Source organism: Polaromonas sp. YR568 (assembly GCF_943369415.1).
Classification (GTDB): Bacteria; Pseudomonadota; Gammaproteobacteria; order Burkholderiales; family Burkholderiaceae_C; genus Polaromonas.
This window is the reverse complement of sequence record NZ_CALRNF020000001.1, coordinates 105,391-118,498: the sequence shown is the minus strand read 5'-3', so window position 1 is coordinate 118,498 and position 13,108 is coordinate 105,391. Positions and strand designations below refer to the sequence as shown.

15 protein-coding genes are annotated in these 13,108 nt (G+C 63.6%); all 15 read left to right on the top strand.

Annotation, left to right across the window (positions count from 1 at the left end; translation table 11 throughout):
• Positions 1-16 precede the first annotated feature (16 nt).
• The 15 genes from ACLV74_RS00630 to hisB all read left to right on the top strand — a co-directional run bounded on the left by ACLV74_RS00630 (position 17) and on the right by hisB (position 13,080).
• Positions 17-1,483, top strand: a complete 1,467-nt coding sequence (locus ACLV74_RS00630; RefSeq protein ID WP_411877424.1) for a glutamate synthase subunit beta — start codon at positions 17-19, stop codon at positions 1,481-1,483.
• Between the two features lie 254 nt (positions 1,484-1,737).
• Positions 1,738-2,583: an ABC transporter ATP-binding protein gene (locus ACLV74_RS00625; RefSeq protein ID WP_411877423.1), complete on the top strand. Its 846-nt coding sequence runs from the start codon at positions 1,738-1,740 to the stop codon at positions 2,581-2,583.
• Positions 2,580-3,374 (top strand): lipid asymmetry maintenance ABC transporter permease subunit MlaE, encoded by a 795-nt coding sequence (gene mlaE / locus ACLV74_RS00620; RefSeq protein ID WP_411877422.1) that lies wholly within the window; start codon positions 2,580-2,582, stop codon positions 3,372-3,374. The genes ACLV74_RS00625 and mlaE overlap by 4 nt, the downstream gene beginning before the upstream one ends.
• 118 nt (positions 3,375-3,492) lie before the next feature.
• A complete protein-coding gene (gene mlaD / locus ACLV74_RS00615; RefSeq protein ID WP_411877421.1) occupies positions 3,493-3,999 on the top strand; it encodes an outer membrane lipid asymmetry maintenance protein MlaD in 507 nt (168 codons plus the stop codon).
• Positions 3,996-4,766: a VacJ family lipoprotein gene (locus ACLV74_RS00610; RefSeq protein WP_411877420.1), complete on the top strand. Its 771-nt coding sequence runs from the start codon at positions 3,996-3,998 to the stop codon at positions 4,764-4,766. Before mlaD ends, ACLV74_RS00610 begins: the two co-directional genes overlap by 4 nt.
• Positions 4,767-4,970: 204 nt before the next feature.
• Complete coding sequence (locus ACLV74_RS00605) at positions 4,971-5,615, top strand: phospholipid-binding protein MlaC (RefSeq protein WP_411877419.1); 645 nt, start codon at positions 4,971-4,973, stop codon at positions 5,613-5,615.
• A 14-nt stretch (positions 5,616-5,629) separates the two neighbouring features.
• Positions 5,630-5,902, top strand: coding sequence for a lipid asymmetry maintenance protein MlaB (locus ACLV74_RS00600; RefSeq protein ID WP_411877418.1), 273 nt, complete (start codon positions 5,630-5,632; stop codon positions 5,900-5,902).
• Between the two features lie 99 nt (positions 5,903-6,001).
• Positions 6,002-6,967 (top strand): ABC transporter ATP-binding protein, encoded by a 966-nt coding sequence (locus ACLV74_RS00595; protein ID WP_411877417.1) that lies wholly within the window; start codon positions 6,002-6,004, stop codon positions 6,965-6,967.
• Complete coding sequence (locus tag ACLV74_RS00590) at positions 6,964-7,719, top strand: ABC transporter permease (RefSeq protein ID WP_411877416.1); 756 nt, start codon at positions 6,964-6,966, stop codon at positions 7,717-7,719. Before ACLV74_RS00595 ends, ACLV74_RS00590 begins: the two co-directional genes overlap by 4 nt.
• Positions 7,720-7,853: 134 nt before the next feature.
• Positions 7,854-8,105, top strand: coding sequence for a BolA family protein (locus tag ACLV74_RS00585; protein WP_411877415.1), 252 nt, complete (start codon positions 7,854-7,856; stop codon positions 8,103-8,105).
• 7 nt (positions 8,106-8,112) lie between these two features.
• Positions 8,113-9,381, top strand: a complete 1,269-nt coding sequence (murA, locus tag ACLV74_RS00580; RefSeq protein ID WP_411877414.1) for a UDP-N-acetylglucosamine 1-carboxyvinyltransferase — start codon at positions 8,113-8,115, stop codon at positions 9,379-9,381.
• Entirely contained in the window at positions 9,378-10,028 is a 651-nt protein-coding gene (gene hisG, locus ACLV74_RS00575) for an ATP phosphoribosyltransferase (RefSeq protein WP_411877413.1), read from the top strand. Before murA ends, hisG begins: the two co-directional genes overlap by 4 nt.
• A 3-nt stretch (positions 10,029-10,031) precedes the next feature.
• Positions 10,032-11,375: a histidinol dehydrogenase gene (gene hisD, locus ACLV74_RS00570; RefSeq protein ID WP_411877412.1), complete on the top strand. Its 1,344-nt coding sequence runs from the start codon at positions 10,032-10,034 to the stop codon at positions 11,373-11,375.
• Positions 11,372-12,466 carry a histidinol-phosphate transaminase gene (gene hisC, locus ACLV74_RS00565; RefSeq protein ID WP_411877411.1) on the top strand — a complete coding sequence of 365 codons (1,095 nt, stop codon included), beginning with the start codon at positions 11,372-11,374 and terminating at the stop codon, positions 12,464-12,466. The genes hisD and hisC overlap by 4 nt, the downstream gene beginning before the upstream one ends.
• Positions 12,463-13,080 carry an imidazoleglycerol-phosphate dehydratase HisB gene (hisB, locus tag ACLV74_RS00560; protein WP_411877410.1) on the top strand — a complete coding sequence of 206 codons (618 nt, stop codon included), beginning with the start codon at positions 12,463-12,465 and terminating at the stop codon, positions 13,078-13,080. Before hisC ends, hisB begins: the two co-directional genes overlap by 4 nt.
• The last annotated feature ends 28 nt before the right edge of the window (positions 13,081-13,108 follow it).

Genomic DNA, 13,108 nt, shown 5'->3' with positions numbered 1-13,108 from the left:
CGCACAGGACCTCATCATGGGAAAAATCACCGGCTTCATGGAATACGAGCGCATCGAGGAGGGCTACAAGCCCGTGCCGGAGCGCCTGAAGAACTACCGCGAATTTGTCATCGGGCTGGACGACGCGCAGGCCAACAAGCAGGCCGCGCGCTGCATGGACTGCGGCACGCCGTTCTGCAACAGCGGCTGCCCGGTCAACAACATCATTCCCGACTTCAACGACATGGTGTTCCGCGCCGACTGGAAAAACGCCATCGACACGCTGCACAGCACCAACAACTTCCCCGAGTTCACCGGCCGCATCTGCCCGGCGCCCTGTGAAGCCGCCTGCACGCTGAACGTGAACGACGATGCCGTCGGCATCAAGTCCATCGAGCACGCCATCATCGACCGCGCCTGGTCCGAAGGCTGGGTCAAGCCGGTGATGCCCAAACACAAGACCGGCAAAAAAGTCGCCGTCGTCGGCTCCGGCCCCGCCGGCATGGCCGCGGCCCAGCAGCTGGCGCGCGCCGGCCACGAGGTGACCCTGTTCGAGAAGAACGACCGCGTGGGCGGCCTGCTGCGCTACGGCATTCCCGACTTCAAGATGGAAAAGGTCCACATCGACCGCCGTGTCGACCAGATGAAGGCTGAGGGCGTGAACTTCCGCACCGGCGTGATGGTCGGCGCCTTGCCCAAGGATTCGAAAGTCACCAACTGGGCCAAGGAAAGCATCAGCCCCGAGCAGCTGCAAAAAGACTTTGACGCCGTGATCCTGACCGGCGGCGCCGAGCAGTCGCGCGACCTGCCCGTGCCCGGCCGCGACCTGGACGGCGTGCATTTCGCGATGGAATTTTTGCCCCAGCAGAACAAGGTCAATGCCGGCGACAAGGTCAAGGGCCAGCTGCGCGCCGACGGCAAGCACGTCATCGTCATTGGCGGCGGTGACACCGGCTCCGACTGCGTGGGTACCAGCAACCGCCACGGCGCCGCCAGCGTCACCCAGTTTGAACTGATGCCCCAGCCGCCCGAAGAAGAAAACCGCCCCATGACCTGGCCTTACTGGCCGATCAAGCTGCGCACCAGTTCCAGCCATGAAGAAGGCTGCGAGCGCGAGTTCGCCATCTCCACCAAGGAATTGATAGGCGAAAAAGGCAAGGTCACGGGCCTGAAGACGGTTCGCGTCGAGTGGAAAGACGGCAAGATGGTCGAGGTGCCCGGCTCCGAACAGACCCTCAAGGCCGACCTGGTGCTGCTGGCCATGGGCTTTGTCTCTCCGGTGGCGTCCGTGCTGGATGCTTTCGGCATCGAAAAAGACAACCGCGGCAATGCCAAAGCCGGCACCGATTTCACGGGCGGCTATGCCACCAACGTGCCCAAGGTGTTTGCCGCCGGCGACATCCGCCGCGGGCAGAGCCTCGTGGTGTGGGCGATTCGCGAAGGCCGCCAGGCCGCGCGCGCAGTCGACGAATTCCTGATGGGTTACAGCGACTTGCCTCGCTGAACGTCCAGGCAATCAAATACCTCCCAGGCTGGTGCTTGGGGGGTATTCAAGGGCACTCCTGCAAGTGCTGAGTGCATCGCCGTCCGGCCCCAGCACCGCCATGATTGCGGCGGGTTTGCACCGTTGTGCCGCGGGTACAGTCCTTACGGGTATTCATGTCTGGTATTACTTACCGGGAAGCGCCGGGTCAAACCCCGTATCATTAGGGCATTCCCCTAGCACCGCCGACACGACCGTCGGCCCTTCCTTTTTCCATGGCCGACATCTCCGCTTCTTCACTGGTTGAATTCAAGGATGTGACCTTCTCCTACCCCGGTTCCGCGGGCGACCGCGTCATTCTGGGCGGGGTCACCCTGTCCGTGCCCCGGGGCAAGGTCACCGCGCTGATGGGCGCCTCGGGCGGCGGCAAGACGACCGTGCTGCGCCTCATCGGCGGCCAGCAGAAGGCCACCGCCGGCGCCGTGCTGTTTGACGGCAAGGACGTCGGGCAATTGGTGCAGGAAGAACTGTATGTAGCCCGTCGGCGCATGGGCATGCTGTTCCAGTTCGGCGCGCTGTTCACCGATCTGAGCGTGTTCGACAACGTGGCCTTCCCGCTGCGCGAGCACACCGCGCTGAGTGAGCGCCTGATCCGCGACATCGTGCTGATGAAACTCAACGCCGTGGGCCTGCGCGGCGCGCGCGACCTGATGCCCAGCGAGATTTCCGGCGGTATGGCCAGGCGCGTGGCGCTGGCGCGCGCCATCGTGCTGGATCCCGAGCTCATCATGTACGACGAGCCCTTCTCCGGCCTCGACCCGATCTCGCTGGGCACCGCCGCGCAGCTCATACGCCAGCTCAACGACACGCTGGGCATCACCAGCATCGTGGTCTCGCACGACCTCGAAGAGACCTTCCGCATCGCCGACAAGGTCATCATCCTGGCCAACGGCAGCATCGCGGCGCAGGGCACGCCCGAAGAAGTCAGGCGCTCCACCGACCCGCTGGTGCACCAGTTCGTCAACGCCGAGAGCGAGGGCCCGGTGAAATTCCATTACCCCGGGCCGGGCGTCGAGGCCGACTTCGGCAATGCGGATGCGGCCAAAAAGGAGCATGCATGAGCCGCTACAGCCCCGTGCGCCTGGTGTCCGACCTCGGATTTGCCACGCGCCGGCAACTGGCCGAGATGGGTTACGCCGCCCGGCTGATGTCGCGCCTTGTGGTCGTGAGCGGGCCGGCGCTGGCCCGCTTCGGCCTGGTGCGCGACCAGATTTTCTTCCTGGGCAACTATTCACTGGCCATCATCGGGGTGTCGGGGCTCTTTGTCGGCTTTGTGCTGGGCCTGCAGGGCTATTACACGTTGCAGCGCTACGGCTCGGCGGAGGCCCTGGGCCTGCTGGTGGCCCTCAGCCTGGTGCGCGAACTCGGGCCGGTGGTCACGGCGCTGCTGTTTGCCGGCCGTGCCGGCACGGCCCTGACCGCCGAAATCGGCTTGATGAAGGCCGGCGAGCAGCTGTCGGCCATGGAAATGATGGCCGTTGACCCTATCCGGCGCATCCTGGCACCCCGGTTCTGGGGCGGCATCATCGCCATGCCCCTGCTCGCGGCGGTGTTCAGCGCCGTGGGCATCATGGGCGGCTGGCTGGTCGGGGTGGTCATGATTGGTATCGATTCAGGTTCCTTCTGGAGCCAGATGCAGTCCGGTGTGGACGTCTGGCGCGACGTCGGCAACGGCATCATCAAGAGTTTTGTGTTCGGCGTGACCGTCACCTTCGTCGCCCTGCACCAGGGCTTTGAAGCCCAGCCAACGCCCGAAGGCGTCTCGCGGGCCACCACGCGCACCGTGGTGGTGGCCTCGCTGGCCGTCCTGGGGCTGGACTTCCTGCTCACCGCATCGATGTTCAGCCTCTGATCCGGGCTTTAAACCGTCCTAAAACATTTTTAATCGGCCCATGAGAAAATCCACCGCTCCAGTGTTCGCCTTGAATGGTTGGTGCAGGGCTGCCCTCCGGGGCCACTGAAAGAAAACCATGCAACGTTCCAAAAATGATCTCTGGGTTGGCCTGTTTGTCCTGATTGGGGGCGCGGCCATCCTGTTCCTGGCGCTGAAGTCCGCCAACCTTCTTTCACTGAATTTCGACACTTCTTACAAAATCACGGCGAAATTCGACAATATCGGCGGCCTGAAGCCGCGAGCCGCGGTAAAAAGTGCCGGTGTGGTGGTCGGACGGGTTGAAAACATCACTTTCGACGACAAGTCCTACCAGGCCAGCGTCAACCTGGCCATGGAAAGCCGTTATGTGTTCCCGAAAGACAGCTCGCTGAAAATTTTGACCAGCGGCCTGCTCGGCGAGCAGTACATCGGCGTGGAAGCCGGCGGGGACGAGAAAAATTTTGCTTCGGGAGACGTGATCAAAAACACGCAATCTGCCGTAGTACTAGAGAATCTGATCAGCCAGTTTTTATACAGTAAAGCGGCGGACAGCAGTTCCGGATCAGGGTCTGCACCGCCACCAGCGACGACAGAAAAAAAATGACGAGCAATAACACGATGAAAAAATCAACAGGGTGGGCAGGTGCGGCGGTTCTGGCAGTGGCGCTGCTTCAGGGGTGTGCCACCGGGCCGGGCGCCAATCCAACCGATCCTCTGGAGCCGTTCAACCGCGCCATGTTCGGTTTCAATGAGGGCGTGGACCGCGCCGTCCTCAAACCGGTGGCGACCGTCTATCGCGACGTCACGCCCCAGCCCGTGCGCACCGGCGTCACCAGCTTCTTCGGCAATATTTCGGATGTCTGGGCTATCGTCAACAACCTGCTGCAGGGCAAGGGTGAATTCGCCGCCGACAGCCTGGCCCGCGTCACCACCAACACCCTCTGGGGCCTGGGCGGTATTTTTGACGTGGCCACGGGATTGAAGATTCCGAAACACTCGGAAGATTTCGGCCAGACCCTGGGTGTATGGGGTGTGGGCTCCGGCCCTTACCTGGTATTGCCTTTGCTGGGCCCCTCCACGGTGCGCGACACCGCCGGCCTGCTGGTGGATTCCCAGCTGGATTTGGTGACCCAGGCCAGCAACGTCCGCGTCCGCAATTCCCTGTCGACGCTGCGTGTGGTCAACGTCCGCGCCAACCTGCTCGGTGCCGGCGACGTGCTCGACCAGGCGGCCCTGGACAAATACAGCTTCACCCGTGAGATCTACCAGCAGCGCCGCAGCAGCCTGATCGGTAACGCCCCGGTGGAAAAGGAAGAGCGCTTCGATTTGCCTGAAGGCGCGACGGCCACGCCCGCGCCCGCAGCCAAGTAAGAATATGAAACAAGCTTGAACAGAGCCAAATAGGTCTTGTTTAAGCGCCAAGCAGACAATATTTACAAGACTGCCGAATAACTTCATCCCCGGTCTGGAAGCAATCCCGCAGAATCTCCCTCGAAGCAGCGCTTTCCGGCACGTAATGCATCAGTTTGATGCCGCGCTACCGGCAAGCGTATGTTTTGTCATTGAAGGAACACCATGAAACGCAGAACCCTTGGCCATTTGTTGACCGCCACCCTCAGCCTGGCCTTGCTGGGCGCGGCGCCTTTTGTCCGCGCCCAACAGGTCGAGGCCCCCGACGCCCTGATCAAACGCGTGTCCGCCGAAGTGCTGGACAACATCAAGACAGACAAGGCCGTCAAGGCCGGCGACCTGACCAAGGTGCTGTCACTTGTCGACAGCAAGATCATGCCCAACGTGAACTTCACGCGCATGACGGCCGCCGCCGTGGGCCGCAACTGGCGCCAAGCCACGCCCGAGCAGCAAAAGAAGCTGCAGGATGAATTCAAGACCCTGTTGATCCGCACCTACTCCGGCGCGCTGGCGCAGGTCAGCGACCAGAGCGTCAACGTCAAGCCTTTGCGTGCCGAGGCTGCCGACACCGAAGTGGTGGTGCGCACCGAAGTCCTGGGACGCGGCGACCCTGTCCAGCTGGACTACCGCATGGAAAAAACCTCCACGGGCTGGAAGATTTATGACCTGAACGTGCTCGGCGTCTGGCTGGTGGAAACCTACCGCACGCAGTTCGCCCAGGAAATCAGCACCAAAGGCGTGGACGGCCTGATCGCCTCGCTGGTGCAGCGCAACCAGTCCAACACCGGCGCGACCGCCAAGAAGTCCTGAGCGGGCGAATTGCGGTGCTGACGCTTCCCTCCGTTCTCACACATGCCGAGGCTGCCGGGTTCGCCCGCGGCCTCAAGCAGGCCGTGCTGTCCCAGCCGGCCGGCGTGGTGGCGGACGCCGGCGCGCTCAAGGAGTTCGACTCTTCCGCGCTGGCCGTGCTGCTGGAGTGCCGGCGTGAAGCGCTGGCCGCCGGCAAGGACTTTTCGGTGACGGGCCTGCCGCCCCGGCTGCGCCAACTGGCGGGCCTGTACGGCGTGGCGGAACTGATTCCGGCGACGCCAGCCTGACCTGCTTTATCCGGCGCGGCGGCTCGTAGCGGTCCCGCCAAGGGCATTCCATTGCCTGCCCGGTTAAAAAACGGCATCCGCCCTTAAAATGACGGGCTCATGCCAGCGATCTCATTTCAGTCCGTCTCCAAAACCTACTCCTCCGCGCGAAATCAAACGGGTCCTGTCGTCAAGGCGCTTGATGACGTCAGTTTCGATATCCAGCAGGGCGAATTTTTCGGCCTGCTGGGCCCCAACGGCGCTGGAAAAACCACTCTCATCAGCATTCTGGCAGGCCTTTCGCGTGCCAGCAGCGGTACCGTCAAGGTGCACGGCAGCGACGTGCTGACCGACTACGCCAGCGCCCGGCGAAAGCTCGGCGTCGTGCCGCAGGAACTGGTGTTCGACCCCTTTTTCTCGGTGCGCGAGGCGCTGCGCATCCAGTCCGGCTATTTCGGCATCAAGCACAACGACGACTGGATCGACGAACTGCTGGTCAGCCTGGGCCTGGCCGACAAGGCCAACGCCAACATGCGCCAGCTTTCGGGCGGCATGAAACGCCGGGTGCTGGTGGCGCAGGCGCTGGTGCACAAACCGCAGGTCATCGTGCTGGACGAGCCCACCGCCGGCGTCGACGTGGAGCTGCGCCAGACACTCTGGCAATTCATCGCCAAACTCAACAAGCAGGGCAGCACGGTGCTGCTGACCACGCACTACCTCGAAGAAGCCGAAGCGCTGTGCAGCCGCATCGCCATGCTCAAGCAGGGGCGGGTGGTGGCGCTGGCGCAGACCTCCGAACTGCTCAAGGCGGCGTCTTCCAACGTGCTGCGCTTCAAGATCGACAGCGAGCTGCCCGCGCACCTCGCGGTGCAGGCCCGCATCACCGGCCGCATCGTGCAGTTCCCGGCGCACAACGCCCATGAGATCGAGCAATACCTCGCGGCGATACGCGAGGCAGGCCTGGTGGCCGAGGACGTTGAAATCCGCAAGGCCGACCTCGAAGACGTGTTCCTGGACGTCATGAACAAAAAGCCCGCCGGCGACACCGCGGCCGTGGCGGTAGATCTCGCGAAAGTGGCAACATGACCGGCTGGCAAACACTGCTCTACAAGGAAACCCTGCGCTTCTGGAAGGTGGGCTTCCAGACCGTGGGCGCCCCGGTGCTGACCGCCGTGCTCTACATGCTGATCTTCGGCCACGTGCTGCAGAACCAGGTCAAGGTCTACAACCAGGTCAGCTACACCGCCTTCCTGGTGCCGGGCCTGGTGATGATGAGCGTGCTGCAGAACGCTTTCGCCAACAGCTCTTCGTCGCTGATCCAGAGCAAGATCATGGGCAGTCTGGTGTTTGTGCTGCTCACACCGCTGTCGCACTGGCACTGGTTTTTCGCCTATGTGGGTTCCTCGGTCGCGCGCGGCCTGCTGGTGGGCGTGGGCGTATTTGCCGTCACCGCTTTTTTTGGCCAGCCTTCTTTTGTGGCGCCCTTGTGGATCGTGCTGTTCGCGGTGCTGGGTGCTGCCATGCTGGGCGCCCTGGGCGTGATCGCCGGCCTCTGGTCCGAGAAGTTCGACCAGATGGCGGCCTTCCAGAACTTCGTCATCATGCCCATGACCTTTCTGAGCGGCGTGTTCTATTCCATCCACTCGCTGCCGCCTTTCTGGCAGAAGGTCAGCCACCTGAACCCCTTTTTCTACATGATCGACGGTTTCCGCTACGGCTTTTTCGGCGTCAGCGACGTCTCCCCCTGGCTCAGCCTGGGCATCGTGGCGACCGCCTTGCTGGGCGTCAGCGCCGTGGCCGTCAACATGCTGCGCACCGGCTACAAAATAAGACACTGAGCTATGAGCCCCCACGTTCGCGCACTTCGTGTCGCTCTCTGCCCCCCGAGGGGGCGCTGCGCCTGCGGCCCGGCAAAGCCAGTTCCGCGGCCCCTGCTTGCGAAGCCACTCCTCTCGTGCCCAATAGGTAAGCTATGACCAGCGAAGAATTGCAATCCATCATCGCCGCGGGCCTGCCCTGCGAGCACATCGAGCTGTCGGGCGACGGCCGCCACTGGTATGCCACCGTGGTGTCCAGCGCCTTTGAAGGCCAGCGCCTGATACAGCGCCACCAGAAGGTGTATGCCACGCTAGGCGGCCGCATGCAGACCGACGAGGTCCATGCGCTGTCGATGAAAACCTACACGCCCACCGAATGGGCCAACAACAACGGCAACGCGAGCTAAGAAAAACATGGACAAATTACTCATCAAAGGCGGCAAGCCGCTGGCCGGCACGGTCGAAATTTCGGGCGCCAAGAACGCCGCCTTGCCCGAACTGTGCGCCGCGCTGCTCACGGCCGACGAGGTCACGCTGCACAACGTGCCGCGCCTGCAGGACGTGGCCACCATGCTCAAGCTGATCCGCAACATGGGAGTGGACGCCGAGCGCGGCGACGACGGCACGGTGCGCATCAACGCCGGCAAGCTCAGCTCGCCCGAGGCGCCCTATGAACTGGTCAAGACCATGCGCGCCTCCGTGCTGGCACTGGGCCCGCTGCTGGCCCGCTTCGGCGAAGCCACGGTGTCGCTGCCGGGCGGCTGCGCCATCGGTTCGCGCCCGGTGGACCAGCACATCAAGGGATTGCAGGCCATGGGCGCCGAGATCGCGGTGGAGCACGGCTACATGTTGGCCAAGCTGCCGGCCGGACAGAAGCGGCTCAAGGGCACCAGCATCACCACCGACATGGTGACCGTCACCGGTACCGAAAACTTCCTGATGGCCGGCAGCCTGGCCGAGGGCGAGACCATCCTGGAAAACGCCGCGCAGGAGCCCGAGATCGGCGACCTGGCCGAAATGCTCATCAAGATGGGCGCGAAGATTGAAGGCCACGGCACGCGCCGCATCCGCATCCAGGGCGTGGAGCGCCTGTACGGCTGTACCCACCAGGTGGTGGCCGACCGCATTGAAACCGGCACCTTTTTGTGCGCGGTCGCGGCCGCCGGCGGCGACGTGGTGCTCAAGCATGGCCGCGCCGACCACCTCGATGCCGTGATCGACAAGCTGCGCGAAGCCGGCGCCACTGTGACGGCGGGCGAGGGCTTTATCCGCATTCAGGCCAGCGGCCGCATGAAGGCGCAATCTTTCCGCACCACCGAATACCCCGGTTTCCCCACCGACATGCAGGCCCAGTTCATGGCGCTCAACGCCATCGCGCTGGGCAGCAGCACCGTGACCGAGACGATTTTTGAAAACCGCTTCATGCACGTCAACGAGATGGTGCGGCTGGGCGCGAAGATCCAGATCGACGGCAAGATCGCCGTCATGGAAGGCGTCGAAAAACTCTCAGGCGCGACCGTCATGGCGACCGACCTGCGCGCCTCCGCCAGCCTGGTGATCGCCGGCCTGGTCGCCGAAGGCGAAACCCTGGTGGACCGCATCTACCACCTGGACCGCGGCTACGACCAGATGGAAGCCAAGCTGCGCGGCATCGGTGCGGACATCGAACGGCTAAAAGCATGATTACGCTTGCTTTATCCAAGGGCCGCATCTTCGACGACATCCTGCCGCTGCTGAAAACGGCCGGCATCGAGGTACTCGACGACCCCGAAAAATCCCGCAAGCTGATCCTGGACACCAACCAGCCCGGCGTACGCGTGGTGCTGGTGCGCGCCACCGATGTCCCCACCTATGTGCAGTACGGCGGTGCTGATCTCGGCGTGGTCGGCAAGGACACCCTGCTCGAATCCGGCAGCCAGGGCCTGTACCAGCCGCTCGATCTGCAGATCGCCAAATGCCGCATCAGCGTGGCCGTGCGCGAAGGCTTTGACTACGCCGCCGCCGTGCGCCAGGGCTCGCGCCTGAAAGTCGCGACCAAGTACGTGGCGATCGCCCGCGATTTCTTCGCCACCAAGGGCGTGCACGTCGACCTGATCAAGCTCTACGGCAGCATGGAACTGGCGCCGCTCACGGGCCTGGCCGACGCCATCGTCGACCTGGTGTCCACCGGCAGTACCCTCAAGGCCAACCACCTGGTCGAGGTCGAGCGCATCATGGACATCAGCTCGCACCTGGTGGTGAACCAGACCGCGCTCAAGCTCAAGCAGGCGCCCATACGCCAACTCATAGACGCCCTTTCGGCCGCCACGGCCGCCTCTCGAAAAACCTGACCCATGAAATTGACCGCTGCACCCGCCCGCCTTTCCACGATTTCCGGCAGCTTCGAGGCCGACTTCAAGGCGCGGCTGCATTGGTCCGCCGACACCGACGCGGCCATCGAGCAGCGCGTGGCCGACATCCTGGCCGACGTGCAGCAGCGCGGCGATGCGGCTGTGCTGGAATACACCGCGCGCTTTGACGGCCTGGACGCTGCCGGTATGGGCCAGCTTGAACTCACGCAGGCCGAATTGAAAGCCGCGTTCGACGCGATTCCAGCGGCCCAGCGCGATGCATTGCAAGCCGCCGCGCGCCGCGTGCGCAGCTACCACGAGGCCCAGAAGAAGGCCAGCGGCGAGAGCTGGAGCTACCGCGACGAAGACGGCACTCTGCTGGGCCAGAAGGTCACGCCGCTGGACCGCGTCGGCATTTACGTGCCCGGCGGCAAGGCGGCTTACCCCTCGTCGGTGCTGATGAACGCCATCCCCGCCCACGTGGCCGGCGTCGGCGAGATCATCATGGTCGTGCCCACCCCCAAGGGCGAGAAAAACGCCCTGGTGCTGGCCGCCGCCTACGTGGCCGGCGTGACCCGCGCCTTCACGATTGGCGGCGCGCAGGCCGTGGCCGCGCTGGCCTACGGAACGCACACCGTGCCCAAGGTCGACAAGATCACCGGCCCCGGCAATGCCTACGTCGCCAGCGCCAAGAAGCGCGTCTTCGGCACAGTGGGCATTGACATGATCGCCGGCCCCTCGGAAATCCTGGTGCTGGCCGACGGCAGCACGCCCGCCGACTGGGTGGCCATGGACCTGTTCAGCCAGGCCGAGCACGACGAACTCGCGCAAAGCATCCTGCTGTGCCCCGACGCCGCGTACATCGACGCCGTGCAGGCCGCCATTGACCGTCTGCTACCTGAGATGCCGCGCGCCGAGATCATCGCCAAGTCCCTGAACGGGCGCGGCGCGCTGATCCACACGCGCAGCATGGAAGAGGCCTGTGCGATCAGCAACCGCATCGCACCCGAACACCTGGAAGTCTCCAGCCGCGAGCCGCACAAGTGGGAGCCCCTGCTCAAGCACGCCGGCGCCATCTTCCTGGGCGCCTACACCAGCGAATCCCTGGGCGACTACTGCGCCGGCCCCAACCACGTGCTGCCCACCAGCGGCACCGCGCGCTTTTCGAGCCCCCTGGGTGTTTACGATTTCCAGAAGCGCTCCAGCCTGATCGAAGTCAGCGAAGCCGGCGCGCAGGTCCTTGGAAAGGTCGCTGCCGAACTGGCCTATGGCGAGGGGCTGCAGGCCCATGCCCGTGCGGCCGAGATGCGATTGAAGACCGTCCCCGAGATGAGAAAAACCAAATGACCCTGCCTGCACCCTCCCTGGACCCCAAGCTCAAAAAACTGATACGCCAGGACGTGCAGTCCATGCATGCTTACGCCATCCAGGACTCGGCCGGCATGGTCAAGCTGGACGCCATGGAGAACCCGCACCGCCTGCCCGCAGCGCTGCAGGCGCACCTGGGCCAGCGACTGGGCGCTTTGGCGCTGAACCGCTATCCGGATGGCCGGGTCAATGACCTTCGCAAGGCTCTGGCCGACTATGCGCAGATGCCCGAGGGCTTCGACATCATGCTGGGCAACGGCTCGGACGAACTGATCTCGCTGCTGGCCATGGCCTGCGACGTCGAGGGCGGCTCCATCCTGGCGCCCATGCCGGGCTTTGTGATGTACGGCATGAGTGCGCAGCTGCAAGGCCTCAAATTCATCGGCGTGCCGCTGACGGCCGACTTTGAACTCGACGAAGCCGCCATGCTGGCGGCCATCAAAGAGCACCAGCCTTCCATCATCTACCTGGCCTATCCCAACAACCCCACAGCCAACCTGTGGGACGACGCGGTCATCGAAAAGATCGTCGAGGCCGCGCCCGGGCTGGTCGTGATGGACGAGGCTTACCAGCCGTTCTCCAGCAAAAGCTATATCGACCGCATCGCGAAACACGGCCACGTGTTGCTGATGCGCACCCTGAGCAAGTTCGGCCTGGCCGGCGTGCGCATCGGCTACATGATGGGCCCCAAAGCCCTGATCGCCGAGGTCGACAAGGTGCGCCCGCCCTACAACATCAGCGTGCTCAATTACGAATGCGCGCTGTTCGCGCTGGAGCACCAGGAAGAATTCGCCGCGCAGGCCGGGGATCTCGTGGTCCAGCGCCAGGTGCTGATGGATGCGCTGACCGGCATGGCTGCCAAGGGCGTCAAGGCCTGGAAAAGCGACGCCAACATGATCCTGGTGCGGGTGCCCGATGCTGCCAAAACCTTCGAAGGCATGAAATCGCACAAGGTACTGGTCAAAAACGTTTCTAAAATGCACCCATTGCTGGCCAATTGTTTGCGCCTGACGGTCGGCACCGCGGACGAGAACGCGCAAATGCTGGCGGCGCTTGAAAAATCCTTATGACCATCCCCACACCTGTTTCCGCCGAACCGAGAACGGCCGAAGTCTCGCGCAATACGGCGGAGACCCAGATCACCGTCAAGCTCAACCTCGACGGCACCGGCAAAGCCAGCCTGTCGACGGGCATAGGGTTTTTCGACCACATGCTGGACCAGATCGCCCGCCACGGGCTGATCGACCTGGACATCCAGGCCAAGGGAGACCTGCATATCGATGGCCACCACACGGTGGAAGACGTGGGAATCACGCTGGGGCAGGCGGTGGCCAAGGCCGTGGGCGACAAAAAGGGCCTGCGCCGCTACGGCCATGCCTATGTGCCGCTCGATGAGGCGTTGTCGCGCGTGGTGATTGATTTTTCAGGCCGTCCCGGGCTGGAAATGCACGTGCCCTTCAAGAGCGGCATGATCGGCACCTTCGACAGCCAGCTGGCCTATGAGTTCTTCCAGGGCTTTGTGAATCACGCTTTTGTCACCCTGCACATCGACAACCTCAAAGGCGAAAACGCGCACCACCAGGCCGAGACCGTGTTCAAGGCCTTTGCCCGCGCGCTGCGCATGGCGCTGGAGATTGACCCGCGCTCGGCCGGTGTGATCCCGTCGACCAAAGGCTCGCTGTAGGCCGGGCCCTCGCCGCCCCTCAACCTTG